Origin of the sequence: Marinobacter xestospongiae, assembly GCF_023156385.1 — a bacterium.
GTDB classification, from domain to species: domain Bacteria; phylum Pseudomonadota; class Gammaproteobacteria; order Pseudomonadales; family Oleiphilaceae; genus Marinobacter; species Marinobacter xestospongiae.
In genome coordinates this window covers 242,762-269,217 of sequence record NZ_JAKZAK010000001.1, presented here as the reverse complement: position 1 = coordinate 269,217, position 26,456 = coordinate 242,762, and the positions used below count along the sequence as shown (strand labels likewise).

General features: G+C 63.6%; 25 protein-coding genes. 2 read left to right on the top strand and 23 right to left on the bottom strand.

Annotated elements, in window-relative coordinates:
- Nucleotide 1: 1 nt before the first annotated feature.
- The 23 genes from MLD24_RS01230 to MLD24_RS01120 form a co-directional block, all read right to left on the bottom strand.
- The gene (locus tag MLD24_RS01230) at nucleotides 2-562 is read right to left on the bottom strand and encodes a cytochrome c oxidase subunit 3 (protein ID WP_248163279.1); all 561 of its coding nucleotides are present in this window, start codon (nucleotides 560-562) and stop codon (nucleotides 2-4) included.
- On the bottom strand, nucleotides 559-2,394 hold the full coding sequence (locus MLD24_RS01225) for a nitric oxide reductase activation protein NorD (protein ID WP_248163278.1): 1,836 nt from the start codon (nucleotides 2,392-2,394) through the stop codon (nucleotides 559-561). The genes MLD24_RS01230 and MLD24_RS01225 overlap by 4 nt, the downstream gene beginning before the upstream one ends.
- 130 nt (nucleotides 2,395-2,524) lie before the next feature.
- Nucleotides 2,525-3,934 carry a cbb3-type cytochrome c oxidase subunit I gene (locus tag MLD24_RS01220; protein ID WP_248163277.1) on the bottom strand — a complete coding sequence of 470 codons (1,410 nt, stop codon included), beginning with the start codon at nucleotides 3,932-3,934 and terminating at the stop codon, nucleotides 2,525-2,527.
- A gap of 10 nt (nucleotides 3,935-3,944) precedes the next feature.
- Nucleotides 3,945-4,394, bottom strand: a complete 450-nt coding sequence (locus tag MLD24_RS01215) for a c-type cytochrome (RefSeq protein WP_248163276.1) — start codon at nucleotides 4,392-4,394, stop codon at nucleotides 3,945-3,947.
- 187 nt (nucleotides 4,395-4,581) lie between these two features.
- On the bottom strand, nucleotides 4,582-6,084 hold the full coding sequence (locus tag MLD24_RS01210; RefSeq protein ID WP_248163358.1) for a nitrite reductase: 1,503 nt from the start codon (nucleotides 6,082-6,084) through the stop codon (nucleotides 4,582-4,584).
- Between the two features lie 2 nt (nucleotides 6,085-6,086).
- Nucleotides 6,087-6,920, bottom strand: coding sequence for a uroporphyrinogen-III C-methyltransferase (gene cobA, locus MLD24_RS01205; protein ID WP_248163275.1), 834 nt, complete (start codon nucleotides 6,918-6,920; stop codon nucleotides 6,087-6,089).
- Between the two features lie 82 nt (nucleotides 6,921-7,002).
- Nucleotides 7,003-8,187 carry a heme d1 biosynthesis radical SAM protein NirJ gene (gene nirJ, locus MLD24_RS01200; protein WP_227174395.1) on the bottom strand — a complete coding sequence of 395 codons (1,185 nt, stop codon included), beginning with the start codon at nucleotides 8,185-8,187 and terminating at the stop codon, nucleotides 7,003-7,005.
- Entirely contained in the window at nucleotides 8,180-8,776 is a 597-nt protein-coding gene (ahbB, locus tag MLD24_RS01195; RefSeq protein ID WP_248163274.1) for a siroheme decarboxylase subunit beta, read from the bottom strand. Before ahbB (MLD24_RS01195) ends, nirJ begins: the two co-directional genes overlap by 8 nt.
- Nucleotides 8,751-9,194: an Lrp/AsnC family transcriptional regulator gene (locus MLD24_RS01190; protein WP_248163273.1), complete on the bottom strand. Its 444-nt coding sequence runs from the start codon at nucleotides 9,192-9,194 to the stop codon at nucleotides 8,751-8,753. Before MLD24_RS01190 ends, ahbB (MLD24_RS01195) begins: the two co-directional genes overlap by 26 nt.
- Nucleotides 9,191-9,685 (bottom strand): siroheme decarboxylase subunit beta, encoded by a 495-nt coding sequence (gene ahbB, locus MLD24_RS01185; RefSeq protein ID WP_227174389.1) that lies wholly within the window; start codon nucleotides 9,683-9,685, stop codon nucleotides 9,191-9,193. Before ahbB (MLD24_RS01185) ends, MLD24_RS01190 begins: the two co-directional genes overlap by 4 nt.
- Entirely contained in the window at nucleotides 9,672-10,145 is a 474-nt protein-coding gene (locus tag MLD24_RS01180; RefSeq protein ID WP_228752859.1) for an Lrp/AsnC family transcriptional regulator, read from the bottom strand. Before MLD24_RS01180 ends, ahbB (MLD24_RS01185) begins: the two co-directional genes overlap by 14 nt.
- 49 nt (nucleotides 10,146-10,194) lie before the next feature.
- On the bottom strand, nucleotides 10,195-11,406 hold the full coding sequence (locus tag MLD24_RS01175) for a cytochrome D1 domain-containing protein (RefSeq protein WP_248163272.1): 1,212 nt from the start codon (nucleotides 11,404-11,406) through the stop codon (nucleotides 10,195-10,197).
- Complete coding sequence (locus MLD24_RS01170) at nucleotides 11,403-11,747, bottom strand: c-type cytochrome (RefSeq protein WP_248163271.1); 345 nt, start codon at nucleotides 11,745-11,747, stop codon at nucleotides 11,403-11,405. Before MLD24_RS01170 ends, MLD24_RS01175 begins: the two co-directional genes overlap by 4 nt.
- Nucleotides 11,747-12,058: a c-type cytochrome gene (locus MLD24_RS01165; RefSeq protein WP_227174383.1), complete on the bottom strand. Its 312-nt coding sequence runs from the start codon at nucleotides 12,056-12,058 to the stop codon at nucleotides 11,747-11,749. The genes MLD24_RS01170 and MLD24_RS01165 overlap by 1 nt, the downstream gene beginning before the upstream one ends.
- A gap of 54 nt (nucleotides 12,059-12,112) precedes the next feature.
- Nucleotides 12,113-13,852: a nitrite reductase gene (locus tag MLD24_RS01160; protein ID WP_227174381.1), complete on the bottom strand. Its 1,740-nt coding sequence runs from the start codon at nucleotides 13,850-13,852 to the stop codon at nucleotides 12,113-12,115.
- A gap of 215 nt (nucleotides 13,853-14,067) precedes the next feature.
- On the bottom strand, nucleotides 14,068-14,646 hold the full coding sequence (locus MLD24_RS01155; protein WP_425562306.1) for a nitrous oxide reductase accessory protein NosL: 579 nt from the start codon (nucleotides 14,644-14,646) through the stop codon (nucleotides 14,068-14,070).
- 98 nt (nucleotides 14,647-14,744) lie between these two features.
- Entirely contained in the window at nucleotides 14,745-15,575 is an 831-nt protein-coding gene (locus MLD24_RS01150; protein WP_227174377.1) for an ABC transporter permease, read from the bottom strand.
- A 1-nt stretch (nucleotide 15,576) separates the two neighbouring features.
- The gene (locus MLD24_RS01145; protein ID WP_248163269.1) at nucleotides 15,577-16,512 is read right to left on the bottom strand and encodes an ABC transporter ATP-binding protein; all 936 of its coding nucleotides are present in this window, start codon (nucleotides 16,510-16,512) and stop codon (nucleotides 15,577-15,579) included.
- A complete protein-coding gene (locus tag MLD24_RS01140) occupies nucleotides 16,509-17,813 on the bottom strand; it encodes a nitrous oxide reductase family maturation protein NosD (RefSeq protein ID WP_248163357.1) in 1,305 nt (434 codons plus the stop codon). Before MLD24_RS01140 ends, MLD24_RS01145 begins: the two co-directional genes overlap by 4 nt.
- Nucleotides 17,814-17,900: 87 nt before the next feature.
- The gene (nosZ, locus tag MLD24_RS01135) at nucleotides 17,901-19,790 is read right to left on the bottom strand and encodes a TAT-dependent nitrous-oxide reductase (RefSeq protein ID WP_227174373.1); all 1,890 of its coding nucleotides are present in this window, start codon (nucleotides 19,788-19,790) and stop codon (nucleotides 17,901-17,903) included.
- A 63-nt stretch (nucleotides 19,791-19,853) separates the two neighbouring features.
- Nucleotides 19,854-21,965, bottom strand: coding sequence for a transcriptional regulator NosR (gene nosR, locus MLD24_RS01130; RefSeq protein WP_248163356.1), 2,112 nt, complete (start codon nucleotides 21,963-21,965; stop codon nucleotides 19,854-19,856).
- A 277-nt stretch (nucleotides 21,966-22,242) separates the two neighbouring features.
- Nucleotides 22,243-22,647 (bottom strand): ribonucleotide reductase subunit alpha, encoded by a 405-nt coding sequence (locus MLD24_RS01125; protein ID WP_248163268.1) that lies wholly within the window; start codon nucleotides 22,645-22,647, stop codon nucleotides 22,243-22,245.
- Nucleotides 22,647-23,048, bottom strand: coding sequence for a putative zinc-binding protein (locus tag MLD24_RS01120; RefSeq protein WP_227174369.1), 402 nt, complete (start codon nucleotides 23,046-23,048; stop codon nucleotides 22,647-22,649). Before MLD24_RS01120 ends, MLD24_RS01125 begins: the two co-directional genes overlap by 1 nt.
- A gap of 255 nt (nucleotides 23,049-23,303) precedes the next feature.
- On the opposite strand from MLD24_RS01120, the gene MLD24_RS01115 reads away from it, so the two are divergent.
- Nucleotides 23,304-24,698, top strand: coding sequence for an MFS transporter (locus tag MLD24_RS01115; protein ID WP_248163267.1), 1,395 nt, complete (start codon nucleotides 23,304-23,306; stop codon nucleotides 24,696-24,698).
- Between the two features lie 15 nt (nucleotides 24,699-24,713).
- Complete coding sequence (locus tag MLD24_RS01110; RefSeq protein WP_227174365.1) at nucleotides 24,714-26,318, top strand: MFS transporter; 1,605 nt, start codon at nucleotides 24,714-24,716, stop codon at nucleotides 26,316-26,318.
- The last annotated feature ends 138 nt before the right edge of the window (nucleotides 26,319-26,456 follow it).

Here is a 26,456-nt window from a genome sequence, read left to right as displayed (position 1 = left end):
GCTAAGCAACCACATAAAGCAGCGGAAACAGGGCCAGCCACACCAGGTCCACCATGTGCCAGTAGCAGGCGCCCGATTCCATGGCGTTGGTGTCGCGGTCATCCTGCCACGGTCGGCGTGCCTTGCGGGCCAGCGCCAGCAGCACGCCCTGCCCCACCACCACATGCAGGAAGTGAAAGAAGGTAAGGAAGAAATAGAACATGAAAAAGGTGTCTGACCCCAGGTGGTAACCGGCCCCATAGAGCTGGCCGTACTCCCAGAGTTTGCCCAGGGTGTATGCCAGCGACACCAGCAGTGCCAGCCAGAGTCTCACCGCCGTGCCGTCACGGCCCCGCCGGTACCCGACGGTGGCCGTGGCCACCAGGTAGCTGGCGACAATCAGCGACAGGGTGCTGGCCAGCCCCACCCCCGGGTGGAGTTCAGCCCGCCCTGCTGCGAAGGTGGCCGGATCGAACGCCCGGGCCACGGCAAACCCGACAAACAGCAGCGCAAACACCGCCAGCTCGGCGAGAATCAGCAACCACACCGCCAGGTCGCCGGGCAGGTAGCGCGGTCTGGTCATGACACCAGGCTCATGTACAGCAGCGGCAACCGGGCAGGCAGTTGCGCCGGGTCACGGATCACCACGTAGCCGTTGCTGCCGAACAGGTACGGCAGGTATTCGTTGGCTTCGGCGTCGATGGTGACGCAGAACGGAACCACCCCGGCCTGGCGGGCCTCCTGCACCGCCTTGCGGGTATCTTCGGCGCCGTAACGCCCCTCGTAGATATCCAGGTCGTTGGGTTTGCCGTCACTGAGCAGCAATAACAGCCGCTGGTGCTCCGGCCGGGCCATCAGCACCCGGGTGGCCTGGCGAATAGCCGCCCCCATGCGGGTGTAGTAGCCCGGCGCCAGCGCCTGAATACGGGCACGACAGCGGGTATCAAAACGCTCGCCAAATCCCTTGATGTGATGGAAGCGCACCTCGTTGCGCCGCCGGGAGGAAAAACCGCACAGGGCGAACGGGTCCTGGCTGGCGTGCAACGCCTCACCCAGCAACAACAGCCCGTCCTGGATGATGTCGATCACCCGCTGGCGATCGTTGATGTGGCTGTCGGTGGAAAGCGACAGGTCCGCCAGCACCAGGCAGGCCAGGTCCCGCTGGTTGGGTCGGCATTGGCGATAGAGACCGGGATCGGTGGCCACCGCCCCCCGTCGCTGCTCGATGCGCTGCTCCAGGCAGGCATCCAGATCCAGCTCCTCACCGTCGGCCTGGCGACGTAGCCACTGGCGCTGGGGCTTCAGGGCACGAAACTGGCGCTGCAGCCGCCGTGCCGTCGCCCGCAGGTGGGCCGGCAGGATGCCATCAGCATCCGCTTCCGGGGCCTGGCTGAGCACCGGCTTCAGGCAGCAGTGGCGTTCGCGGTATTGCTGCGCACGCCAGTCCCATTCCGGCAACAGAATGCCCGGCCCCAGGGTCAGGTCGTCCTGCTCCTCGGCGGGCAGGTCGAGATCGAACTTGATGCTGGCGGAGACCTGGCTGCGGTCCCGGGAGACCGAGATCACATCCAGGTCATTGGCTACCTCAGCGGCGTCCTCTTCCTCGGTGTCGTCACCGGCACGATCCACCGGCACGAACTCGGTCCAGGAGAACAGGCTTTCCAGGCGAAAGATCATCAACCCGTTGTCGCGATCAAACGCCTCCACCCGCTCCGCCTGTTTGCGTTTGTGGTGGCGGCGCTGACCACCGCTGTGGTTGCCAGGGTCATCGTTGTCACCGCTGCTGTGGCCGTTCGCCGCTGGCAGACCCTGGGCCGGATACAGCCACAACGGCACCGGCCAGGGGTCCACCGTGCAGTCAGGCTGCCGGGGCACGCTGCCCGGGCTCAGCAGTGCGGTCTGTATCGCAGTCTCCAGCGACCGTTCCGGCCCGGCCATGCTTTCCGGCGTCGGGCGAGTCGCCACGCAGGCCCGGGCCAGGCGGGCATAGCACTTTGCCAGGCCTGGCCAGCTTGCCAGAACCCGGGTCACCGCCTGTTGGTTCGCCACCAGCCAGTCTCCGGCTGACAGCGGTCCACAGGCGGCCATGGCGGCCAGCCAGAGATAGAGATCACGGTTCAGGGATGCCTTGGGAAAGGCTGCTATCGTTTCCGGCAATCTCACACTCTGCTGGTCCCGCCAGGCCAACTCGAAACGGCGATGGGTGCCTGCCATACGCTGCAGCCATCGCCGTCGTATCTTCAGGGGTCGGGCTTCCGCCGCCACCAGGCTCAGCCCCGGGTCGCCGCCAAGGGCACGGAACAGGATACCCAGCCCCCGCGCTTCGTCCTCAAGGCGCACCGCCGCAGCCGGGTACTGGGCCAGTGCCTGGCGTGTTACGTACTGGTGCCATTTGAAGCCAACCCACTCTTCCATTGCGATCTAGTCCACTGTTGCGTCAGGGTCCGTCAGATACAGGGATGTCCCTGGGTGAGACCAGGTCCTGGCAGTGCTGTCAGCAACTGCCGAGTCCCCACTCTGGCATGATCCCACCGGGACAATGCATTCAGGCTCGGGCCGCCGCTCCTTCCAGAGCCGGCTCTGGCGCCTCGCCCTTGATCAGGAAGCTGCCCAGGTAGACCACCAGGCCGCCCATGAAGAAGGCGCCGGCGACCAGCCGCATCCAGTAGAACAGTGCAATACGGTCCTGGGTGGCCATGAAGGACAACGCCTCGCCGGCATCCGGCATGCGCTGCAACCACACCTGCAACACGCCCGCACCGGTGAGGAACAGGGTGATGCACACCATGGACAGGGTCATCAGCCAGAAGCCCCAGATCTCCATGGCCTGGGCAGTGGCGCTGTTGCCGTAGGGCCGTCCGCGCATGATCGGCATGGCGTAAGAGATGATGGTAAGCACAATCATCACGTAGGCGCCGTAGAAGGCCATGTGGCCGTGGGCAGCGGTGATCTGGCTACCGTGGGTGTAGTAGTTCACCGGGGCCAGGGTATGCAGGAAACCCCACACGCCAGCGCCGAGGAAAGCCATCACCGAGGTCCCCAGGGCCCACAGCAGCGCGGCCTTGTTGGGGTGGTTACGGCGACGGCGTTTCACCATGTTGAAGGCGAACAGCACCATCATGAAGAACGGCAGGGGCTCCAGCGCCGAGAACACAGATCCCAGCCACAGCCAGTACTCAGGCGGCCCGATCCAGAAGAAGTGGTGGCCAGTGCCGATGATGCCACTGATCAGCGCCATGGCGATGATGACGTAGAGCCACTTCTCGATCACTTCCCGGTCCACACCGGTGAGCTTGATCAGGATGTAGGCCAGGATCGCGCCCATGATCAGCTCCCACACGCCTTCCACCCACAGGTGCACCACAAACCACCAGAAGTACTTGTCCAGGGTCAGGTTGCTGGGGTTGTAGAAAGCGAACAGCCACAGCACCACCAGCCCGAACAGACCGGTCATCAGCACGATGTTGACCACGGTCTTTCGGCCTTTGAGTGCAGTAACTCCCACGTTGTAGAGGAAGCCCACGGCCACCACCGCAATGCCGATCTTGGTGATGGTGGGCTGCTCCAGGAACTCACGCCCCATGGTGGGCAGCAGGTTGTTGTAGGTCAGGTCCGCCAGGGTGGCGTAGTCCACCGACAGATACCCGAGGATGGTGAGGGTCCCGGCAACGGCGAACACCCAGAACAGCACCTTCGCCAGCAGCGGGCTGTGCAGTTCGGTCTGGGCCTCTTCCGGCACCAGCCAGTAGGTAGCCCCCATGAACCCGAACAGCAACCACACTATCAGCAGGTTGGTATGAACCATGCGAGCGACGTTGAACGGAATTTCGGGAAACAGGAAGTCTCCCACCACGTATTGCAGGCCAAGAATCAGACCAAACAGAATCTGGCCGGCAAACAGGATCAGCGCAAATATAAAGTACGGTTTGGCAACCGCCTGAGACTGGTATTTCATAGCAGCGTCCTCAACCCTCGATATTGGGTGGCCAGTTGTTGTCATCGATCTTCGATGTCCATTCCAGGAAGGCCGCCAGGGCATCCACCTCCTTTTCGGTGAGGTTGAACTGGGGCATCTGCCGACGTCCGGGTACCTTGGTGGGCATGGCCTTCATCCAGGCGCCCAGGTAGGCGCGGAAGGTGGCGCTGTCACCGCCACCACGACGATCAAAGACGTTGGCCAGCTCCGGCGCGAAGTAGGCCCCCTCGCCCATGATGGTGTGGCAGCCGACACAGTTGTTGTGCTCCCACACTTCCTTACCCTTGGCCACAGCCTCGGTAATCAGCTCCCGATTGTCCCGCTCGGGCATCGCCCGAACCTGGGTATCGAGGGTCAGCGCCAGGAACAACAGGACGAAGAACACACTTCCTCCCAGATAGATGTTCCTGGCCATGCTTTTGGTGAAGCGCTCAGCCATCGCTCTCTCTCCATCGTTCGTCTTATATCCGACTACAGCACTAGGTTATAGCGATGGGAGTACGATTAATTTGATGATAATCAAGGGGATAAAGTTACTTTTCGAAGGCGGGGGATTGGCAAATATCAAGGCATTTGAGAAGTGCGCCAGGCAGGTCCGTGACCGGCCTGGCGATATCAACAAGACACTAGTGAGACGTGCCCTCGGCGTAGCCGATCTTGTTGCCGACGTTGTACTTGCCGGACGGCTTGTTCATGGGGATGCGCTTGATCTCCTCCAGGGTCTCGCTGTCGTAGATGATCAGTGCCCCGTCCTCGTCCCAGACGCTCAGCACCAGATAGCGGCCGTCGTGACTGAACTCTACATGGGCAGCGTTCTTGCCGGGCATCGGCCGCAGGGTGTGGGCCAGGGTCAGGGTCTGTTTGTCGATCAGATGCACCGCCTCCCGTTCCGGGCCGAAGAACACGTCGGTCCAGGCGTAGCGGGAGTTGGCGTGACTGCGCATGAAAAAGCCGGGGCCCAAGGTCTCGATGTCGGTGATCAGCTCCCAGGTCTCCAGATCCAGCACTGAGATCACCCCTTCGCGGATGTTGGGGGTGGCGTAGACCCAGCGGCCCTGATACTGCCAGTAGATGCCGGAGCCCAGATGGGGCATGCCCGGCAACGGAATGTCGGTGATCACCTCGCCGCTGTCCAGGTCCACCACCTGGCCACCGCCGGCCTTGCGGGAGGTCGCCAGCAGATAGCGGTAGTCGGGAGTGAAGGAAAAGTCGTCCAGCAGGTCCTGGGCCGGCAGCCGCCGAGGCGTCAGTGGCGGCTGGTCACGGTAGGACAACTCCCACACTTCCGGCACGTCCTTGAGCGCGACCACAAAGCTGTCCCGGGGCGGCGCGGTGTACACCGCACTGACCCGGCTGCCATGGCCGTCTTCCGCCAGCGCCGGAATCACCTTGACCAGAGACAGGTCCCGGGCATCCAGTACCACCAGGTTGCCGGGCAGGTAATTGGCCACCATCACCCAACGGCCATCGTGGCTCACCGCCAGGTTGCGGGTGTTGATGCCTACCCGGGTCTCGGCAATCTTGCGGAAATTGTGGAGGTCGTAGAGGCTGACCCAGCCATCGCGGGAGGCAAAGTAGACGAACCGGCCGTCCGGCGAGAACTTGGGCCCGCCATGCAGGGCGTAGTGGGAGGGAAACCGCTCAAGGATTTCGAAGCGGTCACCGTCCATGATGTTGACGTGATGATTGCCCGCCTCCACCACCACGAACAGGTTCAGCGGATCGGCGTCGTGCTGGGGGGTATCCGGCAGGGTGGAGGCGTCAACAAAGTGGCGGTGGTGAGCGTTGATGGTGGTCGCCGGCCAGCTCAACTCCACGTCGCTGGGCTGGAACAGGTAATCCGCCAGGGCGGTCACCTCGGCCTCGCTCAGCCGGTCGCCAAAGCCGGCCATCTGGGTGGCGGGGCGGCCCTCACGAATCACTGACGCCACGTCGGCCTGGCGTATGCGTCGCAAGCTCTCCGGCAACAACGCCGGCCCGGTCGCGCCTTGGCGCCACTGGCCATGGCAGGCCTGGCAGTGCTGCTGGTACAGCTCGGCGGCGGTTTCGGCAACCACCGATGCCGGGCTCAGCGCGGTGGCGATTCCCAATACCAGCCAGACAGCTCGCTTCAGCTTTACCAGCGTCATGGTCATACCGCCTCCTGTACCGCCAGTGGATGGGCTCCCTGGAACTGCCCCGGCGCCATCAGACGATGATGGCCAAACAGCCGTGTCACCTCACCCACCACCGTCAGGGTCGGGGTCTGCAGTTCCGCCCGGCGTGCGGTGTCCGGCAGATCTGCCAGGCAGCTGCGAATCACCCGCTGTTCCGCCAGGGTGCCATTCTCCACCAGCGCGGCGGGGGTGTCGGGGGCGAGCCCGGCTTCCTGCAGGCGCCCGGCGATTTCCGCCAGGTTGCCCAACCCCATGTAGAACACCAGGGTCTGACCCGGCACCGCCAGCGCCTGCCAGGGCAGGTTGAGCTGGCCATCGGCCTGCAGGTGGCCGGTAATGAAGGTGCAGGACTGGGCCAGGCCGCGATGGGTCAGCGGAATGCCGGCGTAGGCGGTGCAGGCGGATGCGGCGGTGACCCCGGGTACCACCTGACAGTCAATGCCCCTGGCCAGCAGGTGATCCAGCTCCTCCCCGCCGCGGCCAAACACAAACGGGTCACCGCCTTTGAGGCGTACAACTCGCAGGCCGCGGCAGGCCAGCGTCGCCAGCAGATCGTTGATCTGGCCCTGGGACAGCACGTGGCGGCCACAGGTCTTGCCAACGTAGTGGCGCTGGCAGGTGGTCGGCAGTGCCCGCAGCAGGTCATCGCCCACCAGGCGGTCGTACACCACCGCATCGGCCTGATGCAGCAGGCTCCAGGCCCGCAGGGTGAGCAGGCCGGGGTCACCGGAACCGGCGCCCACCAGGGCAACCGTGCCACCGGCCAGGTGGGCCTGGGCACAGGGGGGCAATGTTAGAGGTTGGGTCATGACGGTCTCCCGGTTTGTGGTCTCTCTCAGTTTGTTGGTCATAGCAGCGCGGCCAGGCGAAGGCTGATTGCGGGCTGGTTCACTAAACACCCGCCGGCGCGGTGGTAATGCGGCGTTCGCCACCGAGGCCGATTTCCTGGTCGCTCAGGTAACAGCCCGGGTCTTCCGCCCACAGGTCGCCGTCTGCCCAGGCCCGGGTGCGGGTGTTGCCATTGCACAGGGCCCGCCACTGGCAGCTGCCACAGCGTCCCCCGACCGCCCGTGGGTGCTGGCGCAACTGCACCAGCAGCGGATCGGGCCGGTCGAGCCAGATATCACGGAAGCTGCGCTGGCGAACGTTGCCAACCGAGTGCTGCCACCAGTAGGTGTCCGGGTGGACTTCCCCGGTGTTGTCGATATTGGCGATGCCGGCGCCGGAGGCGTTGCCGCCCCAGGCCCGCAGCAGGGCTTCGAGCTGCTCTGCCCTGGCGGGAATCACCTGCCTTGCCCACTGCAGCAACAGCACGCCGTCGGCGTCGTTGTTACCGCTGACAAAGTCGGTGTCACGCCCTTCCCGGATATCGCGCCAGGCCTGGTCGAAAATCTGCCACATGGCATCCCGGGACATGCGCTGGTAGGCGTCGTGCTTGCGGCTGCGGCGGCCCCGGCCGCTGTAGTTGAGGTGGGACAGGTAGAACTTGTTGACGTCGTACTGCCACATCAGCCCCAGCAACTGGGGCAGTTGCTTGAAGTTGTACCGGGTCAGGGTGGTACGCAGCCCCACCCGGATACCACGCTGGCGACACAGGCGAATGGCCTTCATCGAGGTGCGGAAGCTGCCCTCGAGTTGGCGGAATTCGTCGTGGGTCTGTTCCAGGCCATCGATGCTGATGCCAACGTAGTCGTAGTGCGCCGCCGCCACCCGCTCGATGGTGTCTTCGTTGATCAGAGTGCCATTGGTGGACAGCGCCACGAAGAACCCCAGCCGGCGAGCGTAGTCCGAGATCTCAAACAGATCCTCCCGCAGCATCGGCTCACCGCCGGAGAGGATCAGCACCCGCACCCCGGCAGCGTGGAGATCGTCGATCACCCGCAAGGCTTCTGCGGTGTCCAGCTCGTCCCGGAACACGCTGTCAGCCGAGGTGGCGTAACAGTGCTTGCAGGTCAGGTTGCAGCGCCGCAGCAGATTCCAGATCACCACCGGTGGTCGGGTGCTGCCGGGCCGGGCCGCTCGCGGTGCCGGCGCCTGGCCGGCCAGATGGCGCAGGTACTGACTGATCCTAAGCATGGTGATCGCTCCCGGTGTCGGGTTTTGGGTTTGATTGATGAGCTGAATGCTGAGATGGCTCATCAGGGATGCCGGACGGTGTGCGGGCAAGCGTCTCAGGCAGGCGCACGCCGGTTTTTTTCAGAATGCGGCTGCTCACCAGCATGTCATCGCTGCGACGGGCCTCCCCCAGCAGTTGGCGCAGGTGGGCCCGCTGCTGGTCGAGCTCCTGCTGGCTGCGGCCATGGATCATCGCAAACAGGTTGTAGTGCCATACCGGCAGCCGGCGGGGCCGCCGATAACAGTGGCTGACACCGGGTTCCCGTCCGATCAGCGCGCCCAGGCGATCGACCTGGTCATCATCAACGTCCCACACCGTCATGCCGTTGTAGCGATAGCCCAGGCGATAGTGATTGGGCACCGCCGCCACCCGGCGAATGGCACCACCCTGTTGCAGTCGGGTCAGCAGCGCCAGGGTGTCGGCCTCGGTCAGACCCAGCTCTGCCGCGAGCCACTGCCAGGGTTCCGCCACCACCGGCAGGCCCGCCTGGGTCAGCTCAATCAGCCGTCGGGCCAGGGCGGCATCAGACGGGGAAATGCAGTCCGACATGGTAGGTCGCCTCCTTGGGAAAGTTCATCACCACCAGCCCGGTCACCGCCTCGATGTGCTCAAGGCTGCGGGTCACCGCAGCTGGACTGTCACAGGCCAGCACGAACCACATGTTGAGGGCGTGTTCCCGGCGGTAGTTGTGGGCGACTTCCGGCAAACCATCGAGTAGCTGATGAACGGCCTCGAAGCGGGGCTCCGGAACCGCCATCGCGGCCAGGGTGAAGGCGCCACCCAGGGCCTCAACATCGAACATCGGGCCAAACCGGGTCAGGGTGCCGTCCGCCAGCCAGTCGTCGACCTGCTGTCGAAGCGCCGCTTCCTCCAGATCCAGCTCATCGGCCAGGGCACGCCAGGGCGATGGCACAAGCGGAAACCCCTGCTGCAGCCGGTTCATCAGCCGGCGCTGATCGTCGTTCATCGGTTTGCCTCCGGGGCCACAAAACGGCCACCACACTGTTTGAAGGCCTTGAGGCTGAACAACAACCGGTGGTCGCAGCCATCCAGTCCATGTTGCCGCAGCAGTTCCTGCACCAGCGCCACCACCCGGGTGCGCTCCTGGCCATGGATCATGCAGAACAGGTTGTAGCGCCAGTTCGGCCGTCGTGGCCGCTGGTAACACAGGTTCACCCCCGATGAACGGGCCAGCGACTCCCCGGCCAGAGTCACCTGGTGGTCGGGAACATCCAGCACCAGCATGGCGTTGGCGCGATACCCCAGCGCGCGATGCCTCACCACCAGGCCAAAACGCCGGAACAGGCCCTGGTGCTGCCACTGCCGGGCCTGGGCCAACAGCTCGGTGGCTTCGGCCCCAACTGTCTCAGCCAGTACCTGCCAGGGCCTTGGGTGCAATGGCAGCCCCTGTTCCAGCAGCTGCCGCAGGGTCTGTTGCTGGTGCTCAGTCAGGGCCATGGTTCACCTCACGCAGGTCGGACGGGTCGAAACGGGGCTCATCAAGCGGAAAGCCCAGATCAATGCGGAACGCCTGTTCCATGGGCAGGTCCAGTACCGCCAGACCGGTGTGGGCCTCAATCGACGCAATCACCCGGTCCAGATGAGGCCGGTCAGGACCGGTGAGCACAAACCAGAGATTGAAGTGGTGTTCCCGCAGGTAGTTGTGGTTGACCTCCGCCAGTTCATTCAGCCAATCAGCCACCGCGTCCACCTCCGTGTCCGGCACCGCCAGGGCCGCCAGGGTGCTGGCCCCGGCCCGGCGATGGTCATACACCGGTCCGACCCGGGACAGGGCACCGTGGCTCTGCAACTGATCCAGGCGCGCCAGCACCTCGTCCTCAGTGCAGCCCAGGCTCTGGGCCATACGCTGGTAGGGTCGCTCGCACAGCGGCAGGTTGTGCTGGTACTGGTTGATCATCCGTCGGGTCAGCGAATCCACCGGTCACTCTCCTGGTTGAATAAAATCCCTAAAGCCCGATTTCATGGGCGCGACTGGTAAAGAAGATGCCGCTGGGCTTTTCCGCCGGCAGGGTCGCCATCCGGGTCAGCCGATACGGGTCCCAGACCTGGACCTCGCCGGCGTCCCGCACCGACAGCCAGACCTGCTCGCCACGGGGCGTGAACTCCATGTGCAACACACCGGGGCCGGGCTCCAGGGTGTCGATAATCCTGTGGCTGCGGGTGTCGATCACCTGCACCAGGTGGTTATCCGGGTGCGCGAAGTTGACCCAGATCTGGCGGGCATCGGGCCGCGCCATCACAAACACCGGCTGGCCGGCCACCTCGATGGCATCGGTCTGCTGCCAGTTATTGCGGTCCAGCACCAGCACCTGATGGCGGCCAACCGCCGGCACATACGCACTGTCACCCGCCACCGTCCAGCCTTCGAGGTGAGGCATCTTGTACACCGGCAGCCGCTGGTCACCGCGGCCATAGTGGTGCAGCACCCGTTCGACGCCAGCCTCGGGCTGCCACAGGTCCAGCAGCGCCATGCCATCCTCACCAAACAGCCCGGCCAGGTAGTAACGGCCGTCAGAGGTCAGCAGGGCATCGTAGGGCTGGCGGCCAATGTCGTGGTAACGGCTGATCTCCGGGGACGCCGGCTCGGTCATGTCCACCGACCAGATTTCGCCGGTGTCGAACAGGCTGAACAGGAACCGCTGGCCTGGGGCATCCACCACCCCCACCGCCCGCGACCGCTTGCTGTCGACACCGGCCGCCGTGTCCAGCAGAGGCGCGGGAATATCCGCCACCGGTTCCAGGGTGTCACTATCAAACACCCGCAGGCCGCCGGGCTCGTAGTTGCCCACGGCAATCAGGCGACCATCCTGACTGATGGCGCCACCAATACTGTTGCCCCCCTGCACCACCCGGCGGTCGATGCGTTGGCGTAGCAGGTCCACCTTGGTCAGGCCACCATCGCGCCCGAACACGTAGGCGTAGCGCTGGTCGCGGGAAAACACCACCGAGGCGTGGGACAGGTCCCCCAGCCCCTCAATTCTTGCCAGCCGGCGTTGATGGCTGTGTTCCACCAGCAGCAGGCTGCCGCTGCCACGTTCGACGATGATCCCCAGGTCACCGGTGGCACGCAGCGCCGGCGACTGGGCGCAGGCACTCAACATCAGCGCCAGCAATAACGCCAGCGACAACGGCAACAACGGCACCAGGCGGGGTTTCATGGTTCCACTCCTTGCAGCAATTGGTCGATCATCCAGGCCACCTCGCGTTGATCCAGCAAGCCCTGCCAGGGCGGCATGGCGGTGCCGGGGCGGCCATGGAGCACCGTGGCCTCAAGACTTTCCCGGTCCTTGCCGGCCAGCGTCTCGGGGGTGAGGCGTGGGCCCAGGCCACCGGTCATCCGCAGGCCATGGCAGGAACCGCAGTCCTGCACCAACAGGTCGTGCAGGCGCTGACGGTGCTCCGGTGTCAGTGCCTGCGGTGGCGGCGCCGCCAGGGTCGTGGCCGGCAGCGCCAGCAACAGCCAGGCGCCGGCCGCGACACTCGCAATGCGCCGTGCCATCAGTGTTCCAGCACCCATTCCGCCAGGGTCCGGGCTTCTTCTTCCGTCACCGGGTTCGGCGGCATGGGCACCGGGCCCCAGTTACCCTGGGTGCCGTTCTTGATGTGGTCGGCGAGGGTGTCCACCGCGCCTTCCTGGTCGCTGTACTTGGCAGCAATCTCGGTCAGTGCCGGGCCTACCATTTTGGTGTCCACGGCGTGGCAGGCCGCGCACGGTTTGCTCTTGAACAGCGCCTCACCGTCGCTGGCCTGGGCAACTGGGGCGGCCAGCAAGGGCAAGACCGCCAATATCGGGATCAGATTGGGTTTCATGGTTGGGTCTCCATCGGTTTGTGACCGGGCAGGCCTGACCTGCCCGGCCTGGGCTCAGTACACGTCGTACTGAGTGTTGTGAACATTGAACTTGCCGGTCGGGGTGATCAGCCGGTCGTCCTTGATCACGGTCTTCAGCTCCAGGGTTTCATCGTCGACCACCACCAGCGCGGATTCCTCCTCGCTGCCGCTCCACACCGAGAACCAGACTTCGTTACCGGCCTCGTTGTACTCTGGCTGCACCACCCGCTTGGCGCCCTCACCCACATCGGCCCACTCGGCAATGGGCAGCACCTGATAACCGGCCTGCAGGTCGTTGACGTTGAACACCGCCACCGACTGACTGATCGCCGGGTCCGGGTTGAAGGTGGTGTCCACGTACAGGTGCTCGGACTCGGGGTGGGTCTTGATAAACAGCGAGCCGCCACCCTGACCGTGAATCGTATCGACATGCTTCCAGGCGTAATCGGGATGGCCTTCAGGGTCGGTACCGATCAGTGCGATGGTTTCATCACCCAGGTGGCTGGTAGCCCATACCGGGCCATACTGCGGATGCACAAAGTTGGCACCGCGACCGGGGTGGGGAATCTTGCCAACGTCCACCAGCGCTTCCAGCTCGCCATCGCGGGAATCGATCACCGCGATCTTGTTGGACTGGTTGGCCGCCGTCATGAAGTAGCGGTGGGTGCTGTCCCAGCCGCCGTCGTGCAGGTACTTCGCGGCGCCAATGGTGGTGACCTTGAGGTTCTCGATGTCCTCGTAGTTCACCAGCAGCACCTTGCCGGTTTCCTTGACGTTGACGATGAACTCGGGGTGCTCATGAGAGGCGATGATCGCCGCCACCCGCGGCTCAGGGTGGTATTCCTGGGTATCTACCGTCATGCCACGGGTGGACACGATGGATAAGGGCTCCAGGGTTTCACCGTCCATGATGGTGTACTGGGGTGGCCAGTAGGCACCGGCGATGGCGTAGGTGTCCATGTAGTCCTCATGCTTGGAGGTCTCCACCGAACGGGCCTCCAGCCCTACCTTGATTTCCGCAACCTTGGTGGGCTCCTCGGCCCACAGATCGATCATGTCGATCTTGGCGTCACGACCGATCACCAGCAGGTAACGCCCTGAGCCGGACATGCGGGAAATATGCACGGCGTAGCCGGTTTCGATGGTCTTGACGATCTCCTTGGTGTCACCGTCGATCAGCGCGATCTTGCCGTCATCCCGCAGGGTGACGGAGAACAGGTTGCCAAGGTTGAGATCGTTCATCTGGCGGGTGGGCCGTTCTTCCGGCGGCACGATCAGGTTCCAGGATTCCTGCATGGCGGACATGCCCCACTCCGGCGGAGTCGGCGGTTCGTGCTGGATGTACTTGGCCATGGTGGTGATCTCCGCCTCACTGAGGGCGCCGGAGGTGCCCCAGTTCGGCATCCCTGCGGGAGAACCGTAGGTGATCAGTGCTTCCAGGTAGGCCTGGCCGCGCTCCTGGGTGATGTCGGGAGTCAGCGGCTTACCGGTAGCACCCTTACGCAAGACGCCGTGACAGCCGGCGCAACGCTGGAAATAGAGCGTCTTGGCCTGCTCGAACTCGGCCTCGGTCAGGTCCGGCGCGCCGGGGCTATGCACAATGCGGGCGGCATTCGGGTCCACCGCCGACGCCTCGCCCTGGTAGGCTGCGTTGGCGTTTTCGGGGTTTTCCGCCGCCTGCAACCCCGTCGCGGACAGGGACAGGGCGGATATCAATGTGGCCAGTAACAGTTTGCCCCCTCGGGGGGCGGTGGGGGTGCCTCTGCGGGTCATGACGAACTCCTTGGACAGAGTAGTTGGTTGAGGACTGCATCCCTGAACTCTCTGTCATCTTAGGAACCGGATAGCCCGAACCCTTTGATATTGATCAACGCTGACCGGGCGGAAAGAATATTTTTTTCATGTACTTACAACTCAAGCCGACAGTCAATAACAGCAATCATTCTCACCGGGAAGTTGCCATGATCCGCTCCGGGTGGCCGCACCTTTCAGTGCTCTGCGGCCATTCCCATATTTGCCCCGTGGGCCATGCCCTGATGGCCGTTTTCATGGCCGTGGCCGGGCATCAGATGATCCAGGGTGAGCTGGTCATAGCCCAGCACCTCGCCGCCATAGCGTTCGGCAAACGCCCGCGCCGCCGCCGGCTCGGCAAATGACGCCAGGGTCGGGCCCATCGCGCCCTGGCGGCTGGAGCCCACCACGAACACCGCCGTCTCCGCCGGGATCAGCGCGGTGTCCGCCGGATGTGCCCATTCGGTCTGGGCCATGTCGTGAACAAACAGGGCGTCGTCCTGGCGTCGATGCTCAGGCTGGAGTTTCCAGGCCAGCAGATCACGGGTGGAGCAGAACTTCTTCACCGATGGGCCGTTCGCCTGGCTGCCAGCACCAATGGCCTGGCCCTTGGGCCCGGGGAAGGACTGGATCACCATGCCGCAGACGTGGCACTCGTCACCGGACTGGAAGTTCACCGGTTGTCGCGGCGTTGCCGCCTCCTCCGGCGCCTTGGAACAGCCGCCCAGCGCCAGCAGCAGTGCCAGCAGCAACGTCATCGAAAACGGCAACGTCATCGAGAACGACAGTGGCAACAGAGGTGCCTGCGAAGCACCAGGGACAGAGCCCGCCGCTCGCCCCTGGCGAGGCGTCCAGAATGTCAGTACAGCCATGATCAGATTCTCCGGTTACGAAACAGGGCCCAGGCCCCGGTAAAAGGCACCGCCACCCACACCAGCAGCGCCAGCCACAGGCCGCCGGCACCGAAGGGCAGGTCCGCCCCCAGGCTCAGCACCCCGGTCAACTGGCTGGCGTCACCAAACGCCACGATGTTGAGCAGCCGGTAGATGTCTGTTGGATTGAGCAGCAGCAACCAGGGCAGCAGGTCCGGGCGGATCGCGCCCTCACCGGCCACCAGTGTGCCCAGCAGCAGCAGGTCGAACACCAGCACAAACAGGAACCAAACCGCCAGCGCCAGGCCGGCGGCGACCGGTTTTTCGCTGACCCGTACGCTGACCAGGTAAGCCAGCGCCACAAAGCCCCAGCCCAGCAGCACCGATGACAGAATGAAACGACCCAGAGCCAGCGCCAGCGGCACCACCGCCACATCATCCACCAGCATCACAATGGCCACTCCCGCCAGACCAAAACCCAACAACGTGGCCAGCGCCAGAATCAGGCCGTGACCGAGGAACTTGCCCAACAGCAGTTGACCCCGGCTGAGGGGATAGGTCAGCAGCAGTAACAGGGTGCCGCCCTCGTCCTCGCCGACGATGGCGTCGTAGGCCAGCAGCAGGGCGATCAGCGGAATCAGGAAAATACCCAGGCTGGCCAGGCTGGCGATGGTCGCCGGGGTGGTGACGTAGCCGACGCTGCCCGAGGCCGCAGCCCCGAACCAGGCAATCCCCATGGCCAGGGTGGCGAACACCACCGCAATGGCCAGCAGCCAGCGATTGCGCAGGCTGTCGTTGAGTTCCTTGCGAGCAATGGTCCAGATGGCGGTCATGTCACACCCCTCCCTGGTGATCGGCGGCGTCCGCTGACGACGGCGCCTGGATAAAGTGGCAGTAGAGATCCTCCAGGGTGGGCTGATGCACCTGCAGGTCGTCCACGCCACCGGCGCCCAGCAGCGCCTCGATGGCCGCCATTTTGTCGCTGGCCCGCACCTCCACCACCAGGGTGTCGGGCCCTGGCTGCAGCGTCGACAGCGTTGGAATATGGCCATTGAGCGCAGACAGCAGACCATCGCCACGACCACTGCGAAGACTCAACCGCACCGGCATATCAGCCTGACGGCGCAACTGGGCCAGATCGCCACAGGCCTGAAGCTGGCCAGCGGACAGGATCGCGGCCTGGTCGATGTAGGGCTCCACGCCGGGCAGCACGTGGGAACACAGCACGATGCCGGTGCCGTTATCCCGAAGTCGCTGCAACAGCCGGTACAGTTCGGCGGTGGCAACCGGGTCCAGGCCCACCGTCGGTTCGTCCAGCATCAGCAGCCGCGGCGAGCCGAGCAGGGCCTGGGCCAGCCCGAGACGCTGGCGCATGCCCTTGGAGTAGGTCCGCACCCGGCGATCGGCGGCGTCGGTCAGCCCCACCTGGGCCAGCAGCTCCGGCACCTGGGTTTCAGACACCCGCTTGAGGCGGGCAAAGTAGCGCAGGATCTCGCGACCACTGAGCTGGGGGTAGAACATCACGTTTTCCGGCAGGTAGCCGATGTGTCGGGCAACGGAGGCATCACCAGCCTCGCCACCCAGCACCGACAGCCGGCCCTGATCCGGGGTCAGCAGACCCAGGATCAGCTTGATGGTGGTGGTCTTGCCGGCACCGTTGTGGCCAAACAGCCCCAGGATCTGGCCTGGCGCCAGGGCCAGGGAGAGGTCCCTGAGCACCGGCTGGCGATCGTAGCGGTAGTGCACCTGGGTCAGTTCAAAACAGCTCATGGCGCCTCCTGGCCTGGTGTCCGCTCTGGTAAATTCGCTGACAAACTGTGTGATCGGGGTGGCCGCATCAGCGGATGGTGATCGCTGACGCCGGCGGCTTTGATGACCGGGAACGCCTGCTGCACCCAGCGCAGAGTGTCCACCGCCGGGCTGTGCATCAGAACCCGCGCCTCGGGGTAGGTCCACAGCAGGCGGTCGACCTGATCGTTGGGTTCGTAGGCGACGTCGCCGATGCCATCCTGGTTGCGATCCCACCCCAGGTAATCGCTCCAGAAATTGCCCCGGCCCTCGCTGGACCATTCCTGCTCCCGGGTGGCGACGTATTTGACCTGGCGGCGATTATCGATGAACGCATTACCGCTGACCTGGTTGTCCTCGGAGCCGGCGGTCAGGTGGATGCCGATATCGCTGTCGCGGAAGACGTTGTCGCTGAAGGTGTTGTACAGCGAGTTGTAGATAAACACCGCCTTGCCCTCGGCGCCCTGAATGTCGACGCCGCCGCTCTGGCCCTGGTGGACCCCGACGATGCGGTTGCCACGAAGCTCGGACTGGGTAATGAAATTCATCAGGATGCCGTAATTGCGGTCGTTCTCGGAGCGGTTGTTCACCACCGTCAGTCGCTTGCTCTGCATCAGCGCATAACCGGTGCGGGTGTTGCGGGTGACATTGCCTTCCAGATGATTGCTGTGGGAATACATGTAGTGGATGCCATAGCGCAGGTCGCTCATGTCGTTGTTGACGATGCGGTTGTGGTTGGCGGTTTCGATGTAGATGGCATCCCGGGTCTGGCGAATACGGTTGCCGTCAATCAGGGCGCCCTGGGTGTTGAACAGGTGGATACCATTGCCCCGGTCCTGGGAGCGCAGGTTCGGGTTGCCCTGAATACGGTTGTTGCGAACGGTCACATCCGGCGTGGCGTCCAGCCAGACGCCGAAACCGGGGCCATGGAGATCGTTGTCCGCCACCACGGCACCCTCGGCGGCCCGCGTCACAAAGACGCCGGCATCCAGATTGTTGAGATCGGCTCCCCAGTTGCGGATTCGACAACCGGACAGGGTGGCGCCAGGCGCGGCGATCACCACAGCATGGCCGTCGCCACCGGCGTCGATCACTGTGTCCTGGTGACAGCGGATGGTCACCTCCGGCACCGTCACCCGGAGGGATGGCAGGGTGCCCGCTGGAAGTGTCAGCACACTGCCCTCGGCCATGGCATCAAGCTGCGGCTGCAGACCGGCCTGCGACCACACCGGCGACGCCGTCAGGCCAATCAGCACGGTCATGACCAACAGAATCCGTTTCATCATCATGAAAAACCTTGGTGGCCTGTGAGTTACTGCGGTCCCGGCAGGAAGACCCGCAGCAAAGCCACGGGCCTTCCATTCGCCGTCCTAGGCCTTCTCGACGATCATCCGGCCGCCCATCTCCATGTGCAGGGCGTGGCAGAACCAGTTGCAGTAGTACCAATGCACCCCGGGTGAATGGGCGGTGAAGGTGACGGAGCTGGTCTGCTGTGGGCTGATCTCCATGCTGACGCCATGGTTCACCATGCAGAAGCCGTGGGTTACGTCCTCAATGGTGTCCAGGTTGGTGACATAGACGGTGACCTCATCCCCCTGCTTGACCCGGAATTCGGTCAGGCCATAGGTCGGCGCCACGGAGGTCATGTACACCCGCACCTTGTTGCCGTCGCGAATCACCTTGTTCTCCGACTCCAGGGTGACACCGTCCTTCTCCGCCTGGGCACGGGCGCTGGCGAAATAGGGGTCGTCGCGGTCATAGATCTTGCGGGTCTTGATCTGGTCCCGACGCACCAGGATGCAGTCATGGGGTTCGGCATAGGTCGGACCGTCGTGGACCAGCTTCATCTCCTCGCCGGAAATGTCGATCAACTGATCGTTCTCCGGATGCAGCGGCCCGGCGGGCAGGAAGCGGTCCTTGGAGAACTTGGACAACACCACCAGCCACTGACCGTCGGCATCCCGCGACTCGGTGAGGGAGGCATGGTTGTGGCCCGGCTGATAATGCACGTCCAGCTTCTGGCGGATGTAGTTCACCTGCTCGCCGTTGTAGTGGCGAATAGCATCTTCGATGTTCCATTTCGCCACCTGGCTGTCGATGAACAGCGTGGTGTAGGCGTTGCCGCGACCATCGAAGGTGGTGTGCAGGGGCCCCAGGCCCAGTTCCGGCTCACCTACTACGACATCTCGGGGATCATCGAACTTGTCGTCGAACAGGTCGTCGAGCCGGTCGATGGCGATGATGGTGGCGGTCGGTGACAACTTGCCGTTGGCGATGAAGTACTTGCCATCCGGCGAGGTGTTGAGGCCGTGGGGGTTTTTCGGCACCGGCACGTAACGGGTCAGCTCGGAGCCATGGCGACCGTCCACCACCGGCACCTGGGAGTCGCCAATGGTCTTGAAGTTGCCGGCCTTCACGGCCGCTTCGATGCGATCAACATTGAAAACCACCACCCAGTCCCGATCAGCCCGCATGGTGCCGGCCAGGTCGGCAGCTTTCTCGGAGTTGTAGCAGGTGGAGGCGGCGTAGCGGCCGGTGTAGTCGGCGTCCATGTTGTCGAGGTTGCCGTCGACGATCACCTGCCAGGCGACTTCCATGGTCTCGGCGTCGATGGCGTTGAACATGGTGTAGCTGTTTTCCAGGGCAAACTCGGAGCCATCGTTAGGCTGAGGGATCACGAACTCCGCATTGCAGAACACGTAGTTGGTCTGGGGCACTTTCTGCAGCCGCAGACCATGGATCGCCTGCACGTTGGGCACCGTGGTGATCTTGTCGGTCTTCATGATGTCGAGCCGGATACGGGCCACCCGGGTGTTGGCCTTGTCGTTGATGAACAGGTACTTGCCGTCATAACGACCGTCGGTCATGGATATGTGGGGGTGGTGGGCGTCGCCATTGAGATAGGTGTTGTCATGGCCCAACACATCCTTGCTTTCGTTGGTGATGCCCCAGCCGGTAGCGGAGTCCACGTTGAACACCGGAATACGCATCAGCTCGCGCATGGACGGCACCCCGAGCACCCGGACCTCACCACAGTGGCCACCGCTCCAGAAGCCGTAGTACTCATCCAGCTCGCCGGGATGTACCACCGCCTTGTTGCGGGCTTCCATAGCGGCGTCCGCCCAGGCTTCCCGGGACATCACCGCCGTCCCCAGACCAGTGGCACCCACCACACCAGCAGCGGCAGTGGCACCCAGGAAACGCCGGCGGCTGAGACCGCCCTGCGGGGCTTCTTGCTGTTCGTTCTGTTCTTTTTTCATGGTTCGGTGCTCCGTTTTCAACTCAGGAATAAGGGTTCAGAAACAGGGGTCCTGTTGGCTTGGTCAATCCACGGCTACCGCAGGAATGCGTTCCTCGGGCCGCCCCGGGGCATTACGTCCCCGGCGTTTACCCCGCCGTTTGACGATCAGCGGCGGGCATTTGTGGTCATCGAAATAGGTCATCTGGCAGTCCAGGCAGTAGTGGCATTCCATGTAATTGATGGTGCCGTCGGGGTGGATCGCCTGGACCTCACATTCCTTCTCACACAGCCGGCAGGGGTTACCGCACTCCTTGCGACGCTTGAGCCAGTCGAACACTCGGAAGCGGGTCGGCAGGGTCAGCGCGGCACCCAGTGGACAGAGGTAGCGGCAGTAGACTTTGCGGGTGAACAGGTTGACCACCACCAGCAGCACGGCGTAGGTGACGAACGGCCATTCACGGTCGAAGCGCAGGGTGATCGCGGTCTTGAAGGGCTCCACTTCCGCGAGCTGTTCGGCGGTCGCCATGGATTCCAGGGACACCCCGAACAGCCCCAGCAGGATCAGGTACTTGAGCGCCCACAAGCGCTCATGGACGGCAAACGGCAGGTTGTACTGGGGCACCTTGAGCTTGCGGGCGATCTCGTTCACCAGCTCCTGCAACGCCCCGAACGGGCACAGCCAGCCGCAGTACACCGCCCGGCCCCACAGCAGCACAATGGCGGCCACTGCGGCCCACAGCACAAACAGGATCGGATCGATCAGGAAGGTATCCCAGCTGAAGCTGCCCATCAGGCTGTGGACGAAAGTCAGCACGTTCACTATCGAGAGCTGCCCCAGGGCGTACCAGCCGACGAACACCAGGGTGTAGACCAGAAAGCCGTGACGCAGGTAGCGCATCAGTTTGGGCCGGCGCACCAGCCAGTCCTGGAAGAACAGAATGAACAACAGCACCGCGATGCCCACAGCCAGTACGCCCACCTGGAACTGGCGCTGATACCACACCTGCACCCACAGGGGCTGCTCGGCCAGACGATCGGCTTCGCTGAGGACCGGCTCCGGCCGCACGTAGTACTGCGACGGCAACTGGTAGCTGAGCGGGAAAACCTGGAACTCGCTGTCCAGCGGACCGGTCTGGCGTTTGACCGTCAGTTCCAGCGACCATTCGGTGCCGGGGTCGAAACGGTACTGCTGGCGCACGATGAATATCGCCATTTCCCGGAACGCCGGCATGCCTTCGGCGTAGACATCGCTGAGGCGATGGTAGTCCAGGTCGCGGAAGTTGAAGGTGTCGCCAAACTGGCGGATCTGGATGCGATCGAAGATACCGCCACGAACGTAGCCGGAGCCCTTGAAGGAATACTCGCCATTGGCCATCACCGCGATGGCATGCTCGCCCTCCTGCAACTCGGACATCAACCAGTCGTACTGACGGTCTCCGAGGAGGCTGCGACCAATGCCCGGGGCATTCAGGTACGCGGCGTACAAATCGATCACCGGTCCGTCCTGGCGCCCATGCCGGGCCTGCCGGCCCTTGTCAGCGGCGGTGCCGCGGAAAGCCTCATCCACCTGCTCCTGAGTCAGGAGCAGACGCCGGATGGAGCCATCGCCGGTCAACGTTGACCAGTTCCTGTCGGCCTCCGCCTTGCCGACAATCTCCGCCACTGGCGGACGCTTGCTGGCATGACCGTCAACGAGCCCCAGCTCAACCGCAACCTTGTGAGCGGTACGCATGATCACTTCGTTGATCACCATCACCGTCACCGTGGCACCGGACACCCCGTCCACCGCCACCCGCTTGCCATCACTGGAGCCACCCACGGTGACCCGCTGGTCCGCCGCCAGACCGATATACTGATCGGTGAATTCGTGCAGCCGGCGCTCGGGAATGCCCACCAGCAGGATCGGCTCGTGGTGCTCAATCACCTTCGTCGCCAGCAGTTGCCCCTGCGGGTCCATCACCACCACGGCGTTCACCGGCTTGCCGGAGTAAGCCGGTGTCTGAACAAAGTCCAGGGTCTGGTAGAGATAGCCTTTCAGGGTGTCGCCGGCGTACAGCGCCAGGATCGCCCGGTTGTCCTCCCGGGGCTCCAGACGATCCACTTCCGGCATGGCGTCGGCCACCACCTGGCGGGCAGCCAGCGGCTCGTACTCGGCCACCGGCATGGCCAGCAACGGAGACGCCATCCCCAGCATCGTCAGCAACAGCGTCAGGACAACAGACAACTTCACGGTTGTTCCCACTCTCATCGTTCTATCGTTCTTCTGGTTGGTGCCGGGAAGGTCCCGACCTGGCTGCCACCCTAACCAGCGGCGACAGCCAATAAATTGATAACCATCAACCGGTTCGGGAAAGCGACGGGTTATTGATCCAGGACTGTTTTTCCAGAACTGTTTTCCAGGGCCATCTATCCGGAACCGCTGATCCGGGAGTACCGATCAGGGACTGTCGATCAAGGGCGCTGATCCGGGACTACTGATCCAGGCTGATGGCCTGGCCATGGCGATTCAGCGGCAGGTAGCTGGCAATGTGGCCGAGGCGAATGGACTCGACCATCATGGTCAGTGGTTGCTGGGCTTCTTCCGATGCCGGCGCCACCCCGGCACGTCCCGACATCGCGGCGACAAACACCACATCCCAGTCCTGCCCGGTCTGGCGGGATTCCATCTCCAGGTCGTGGAAGCGGGTCACCTCCGCCGGCGCCTTGTCGACGCAGATCACCGGCGTCAGAGCACCGCCCTCCCCCCGCTGGAACGCCGCCCGCTCACCGGCACTGGCGTCGTCCGGCAGTTCGGCACGGCAGAACACGAACAGCAGGCGCTGGGGCTCCGGCTGGATCAGCGCGGTTTCGATCAGGGATTGGTAGTTGTGGACCATCAGCAGCTTCCAGAAGCGTCGAGTTGCAACAGCGGAATCAGACGTTCCCGCCGCACCAGAATGGCGTCGCAAACCTCTTCAACCGCGTCATCGTCATAGCTGCGGCCATAGTGTTTGCGAAAGCCAAAGTCGTAGAGCCGAACATGGTCATCAGGCGTGACCCCCACCCCTTCCAGACAGGCCCGGGCACAGTGCAGGGGGCAGCCGTCCACCGCCATCACCGGCCGACCGGAGCGGGCGGTCTTCACCAGTGCCGGCACCTTGCCCCCAACGCCAGAGATGCAGGACATCTCGAACGCTCCCCGATGATCGAGTCGCACGGCGGCGCTGTTGGCCAGCTGTGCCACATCCGAGCAACCGGAGCAGGCATAGATCAGTGGTCGTTGTTTGCGGGAGGTCATCGCTGGCTCCTGAACATGACTACCCCACCATGCTAGGCAAGCTGACGGCCGGGATCGCTTCCCCTTTGGAGGTACTCGCAAGGGGCAAAGTGGATAACCCGTTTGCGCCCGCCTTACCCCCTGATCCATCGGGGGTAATAGCCCGCCGGCGCGTATGGGGTAGGTGCCGGCGGTTTTTGATGTATGTCAATTTCGGGCTCAAGGGGCTGTGCCGTAATCGTTCCAGTTGCAAACCAAACCAACGAGGGCACAACCATGTTGAGCGAACAGGAGTACAACCCTCCCAAAGCCCACAAGGCGCTGTTTTTCTCCACCCTGGCGTTCACCACCTGCTTCGCGGTGTGGACGATCTTTTCCATCATCGGCGTGAAGATCAAACAGGAGCTGGGGCTGTCGGACACCCAGTTCGGGCTGCTGGTGGCGACGCCAATCCTGACCGGGTCAATCAGCCGGATCTTCCTTGGCATCTGGACCGAACGCATGGGTGGCCGGCTGGTGTTCACGGTCCTGATGCTCACCACGGCGGTGGCGGTGTACCTGCTGTCCACCGTGCGCACCTACGAGCTGTTCCTGCTCGCGGCGCTGGGGGTCGGGCTGGCCGGGGGTTCGTTCATCGTCGGTGTGGCCTATATCTCGGAGTGGTATGACAAAGGGCACCAGGGCACCGCACTGGGCGTATTCGGCGCCGGTAACGTCGGCGCTGCGGTAACCAACTTCGCCGCGCCATTCCTGGTGGTGGCGTTTGGCTGGGAGAGCACCGCGCAGATCTACGCTGGCGTGCTGGTGGCCATTGCCGTGCTGTTCTGGCTGCTTACCGAAAACGACCCCCGCCGGGCGCGGGAACAGCAGAGCGGCAGCGGTGCGGTGCCATTGAAACAGCAGCTGGCGCCACTCAAAAACCTGCAGGTCTGGCGCTTCTCGCTGTACTACTTCTTCGTGTTTGGCGCCTTCGTTGCCCTGGCCTCCTGGCTGCCGCGCTACTACGTTGGCGCCTACGACATGACCCTGGAGCAGGCCGGCATGCTGGCGGCACTGTACACCGCCCCGGCCTCCGTGTTCCGGGCCTTCGGCGGCTGGTTATCTGACCGTTTCGGTGCCCGCCGGGTGATGTACTGGACCTACGGCGTGTCACTGATTTGCCTGTTCATCCTCAGCTATCCGGAAACCAGCTACGTGGTCCGGGGCATTGAGGGCCCGATCGAGTTCGCCATCGTGGTTCCGGTCTACCTGTTCGTCATGCTCACCGTCACCCTCGGGTTCATGATGTCTCTGGGCAAGGCCGCGGTGTACAAGCACATCCCGGTTTACTACCCGGATCACGTCGGTTCCGTCGGTGGTCTGGTGGGCATGATCGGCGGCCTTGGCGGCTTTGTGCTGCCTATCACCTTCGGCGCCATGAACGACCTGATTGGCGTCTGGACCAGCTGTTTCATGCTGCTGTTCGCCATCGTGCTGGTGTCTTTCCTGTGGATGCACGGTGCCATCGTACGCATGGAGAACCGCCGTCACCCGGAACTGCGGGAGGGCGACCAGGCCCGCTACCTGCCGGAGATTCAGCCGGACTACGGCCGCGAAACCGATACCAACGCACCTTCCAAGCGCCACCGGAGCCATCCGGAAGCGACCGACTCACCAGCCCATGCCAATTAACGCGGGGACCCGACCATGACCGACCTGAAAACCTGGGATGTCGAGAACGACCAGTTCTGGCAGACCACCGGCAAGCAGGTTGCCAACCGCAACCTCTGGATATCCATTCCCAGCCTGCTGTGCGGCTTTGCCGTGTGGCTGTACTGGGGCATCATCAGCGTACAGATGCTCAACCTGGGCTTTCCCATTCCCAAGGCGGAGCTGTTCACCCTCACGGCCATCGCCGGCCTGACCGGCGCCACCCTGCGGATTCCGAGCAGTTTCTTTATCCGCATTGCCGGTGGTCGTAACACCATCTTCTTCACCACCGCGCTGCTGATGATCCCGGCCATCGGCACCGGCTTCGCGCTGCAAAGCATCGACACACCGCTGTGGGTGTTCCAGTTGCTGGCGTTTCTGTCGGGTATCGGCGGCGGCAACTTCGCCTCATCGATGTCCAACATCAGCTTTTTCTTTCCCAAGCGTCAGCAGGGCCTCGCCCTGGGGCTGAACGCCGGTCTGGGCAATGCCGGGGTCACCACCATGCAGATTCTGGTGCCCCTGGTGATGACCTTCGGCGTCTTCGGCGGCGAGCCAATGATCCTGGAGAACACCTCCGGCACCCTGATCGGCAAGATCCCCGCCGGCAGCGAAACCTGGATTCACAACGCCGGCTTTGTCTGGCTGCTGCTGCTGATTCCACTGGCTCTGGCGGGCTGGTTCGGCATGAACAACATCCGTACCGAGGCGGTGTCTCCCAACATTGGCAGCCCGGCCGGCGCTTTCGGCAAGATTGGCGGCATGTTGGCGGTGGGCTTTCTGACCGCCGCCGCAGGGCTCTACATCATCCTGCCGCAGCCGGTCGGGCTGGGCGCACCGGACTGGGCGAAATGGCCGGTGATTGGCGGCATCCTGCTGGGCACGGTGTTGCTGCTGAAGCTGATTCCGGGCGAGATCAAACCCAACCTGCAGCGCCAGTTCCGGATCTTCTCCAATAAGCACACCTGGATCATGAGCGTGATCTACACCATGACCTTTGGCAGCTTCATCGGCTTTTCAGCGGGCTTTGCCCTGGCGATCAAGGTGGTGTTCGGCTATCAGCACGTGATGGTGGACGGCGCCATGACCCACGACATCGTCAACCCGGACGGCCCGTCCGCGCTGATGTACGCCTGGATGGGCCCGTTCATTGGCGCGCTGATTCGCCCGGTCGGCGGCTGGATTGCCGATAAGGTCGGCGGCGCCCTGGTCACCGGTATTGTCGCCATCGTGATGATCGCCAGCTCACTCGGGGTCGCCTACTACCTGAAGCTGGCGTACAGCTCCGCCACCCCGCAGGAATTCTTCATGCCCTTCCTGCTGCTCTTCCTGGTGCTGTTCGCAGCCACCGGCATTGGCAATGGCTCCACCTTCCGCACCATCGCCATGGTGTTCGACAAGGAACAGGCCGGCCCGGCCCTGGGCTGGACCTCCGCAGTGGCGGCCTACGGCGCCTTTGTCATCCCCCAGGTGTTCGGCGAGCAGATCAAGGCGGCCACCCCGGAAATGGCACTGTACGGCTTCGCCCTGTTCTACGCCGGCTGCCTGGTGCTGAACTGGTGGTACTACCTGGGCCCCAAGGCCGAATTCCGCAACCCCTGAACTCATCGACCTCGACTTACTGTGCTTTGCCGGCCCTGGTGTCCCGTCCGGTGAATTCGCTAATCAACTGAGCCACTGAAAACGCGTCTATCAACATTTTCAGTGGCTCCCAAAGGGCGCCGTTCTGGGGCTCTTGGC

Coding starts and splice junctions, on each gene's coding strand:
- MLD24_RS01230 (WP_248163279.1), bottom strand. CDS start 562: ATGACCAGACCGCGCTACCTGCCCGGCGACCTGGCGGTGTGGTTGCTG.
- MLD24_RS01225 (WP_248163278.1), bottom strand. CDS start 2,394: ATGGAAGAGTGGGTTGGCTTCAAATGGCACCAGTACGTAACACGCCAG.
- MLD24_RS01220 (WP_248163277.1), bottom strand. CDS start 3,934: ATGAAATACCAGTCTCAGGCGGTTGCCAAACCGTACTTTATATTTGCG.
- MLD24_RS01215 (WP_248163276.1), bottom strand. CDS start 4,394: ATGGCTGAGCGCTTCACCAAAAGCATGGCCAGGAACATCTATCTGGGA.
- MLD24_RS01210 (WP_248163358.1), bottom strand. CDS start 6,084: ATGACGCTGGTAAAGCTGAAGCGAGCTGTCTGGCTGGTATTGGGAATC.
- cobA (WP_248163275.1), bottom strand. CDS start 6,920: ATGACCCAACCTCTAACATTGCCCCCCTGTGCCCAGGCCCACCTGGCC.
- nirJ (WP_227174395.1), bottom strand. CDS start 8,187: ATGCTTAGGATCAGTCAGTACCTGCGCCATCTGGCCGGCCAGGCGCCG.
- ahbB (WP_248163274.1), bottom strand. CDS start 8,776: ATGTCGGACTGCATTTCCCCGTCTGATGCCGCCCTGGCCCGACGGCTG.
- MLD24_RS01190 (WP_248163273.1), bottom strand. CDS start 9,194: ATGAACGACGATCAGCGCCGGCTGATGAACCGGCTGCAGCAGGGGTTT.
- ahbB (WP_227174389.1), bottom strand. CDS start 9,685: ATGGCCCTGACTGAGCACCAGCAACAGACCCTGCGGCAGCTGCTGGAA.
- MLD24_RS01180 (WP_228752859.1), bottom strand. CDS start 10,145: ATGATCAACCAGTACCAGCACAACCTGCCGCTGTGCGAGCGACCCTAC.
- MLD24_RS01175 (WP_248163272.1), bottom strand. CDS start 11,406: ATGAAACCCCGCCTGGTGCCGTTGTTGCCGTTGTCGCTGGCGTTATTG.
- MLD24_RS01170 (WP_248163271.1), bottom strand. CDS start 11,747: ATGGCACGGCGCATTGCGAGTGTCGCGGCCGGCGCCTGGCTGTTGCTG.
- MLD24_RS01165 (WP_227174383.1), bottom strand. CDS start 12,058: ATGAAACCCAATCTGATCCCGATATTGGCGGTCTTGCCCTTGCTGGCC.
- MLD24_RS01160 (WP_227174381.1), bottom strand. CDS start 13,852: ATGACCCGCAGAGGCACCCCCACCGCCCCCCGAGGGGGCAAACTGTTA.
- MLD24_RS01155 (WP_425562306.1), bottom strand. CDS start 14,646: ATGACGTTGCCGTTTTCGATGACGTTGCTGCTGGCACTGCTGCTGGCG.
- MLD24_RS01150 (WP_227174377.1), bottom strand. CDS start 15,575: ATGACCGCCATCTGGACCATTGCTCGCAAGGAACTCAACGACAGCCTG.
- MLD24_RS01145 (WP_248163269.1), bottom strand. CDS start 16,512: ATGAGCTGTTTTGAACTGACCCAGGTGCACTACCGCTACGATCGCCAG.
- MLD24_RS01140 (WP_248163357.1), bottom strand. CDS start 17,813: ATGAAACGGATTCTGTTGGTCATGACCGTGCTGATTGGCCTGACGGCG.
- nosZ (WP_227174373.1), bottom strand. CDS start 19,790: ATGAAAAAAGAACAGAACGAACAGCAAGAAGCCCCGCAGGGCGGTCTC.
- nosR (WP_248163356.1), bottom strand. CDS start 21,965: ATGCTGGGGATGGCGTCTCCGTTGCTGGCCATGCCGGTGGCCGAGTAC.
- MLD24_RS01125 (WP_248163268.1), bottom strand. CDS start 22,647: ATGGTCCACAACTACCAATCCCTGATCGAAACCGCGCTGATCCAGCCG.
- MLD24_RS01120 (WP_227174369.1), bottom strand. CDS start 23,048: ATGACCTCCCGCAAACAACGACCACTGATCTATGCCTGCTCCGGTTGC.
- MLD24_RS01115 (WP_248163267.1), top strand. CDS start 23,304: ATGTTGAGCGAACAGGAGTACAACCCTCCCAAAGCCCACAAGGCGCTG.
- MLD24_RS01110 (WP_227174365.1), top strand. CDS start 24,714: ATGACCGACCTGAAAACCTGGGATGTCGAGAACGACCAGTTCTGGCAG.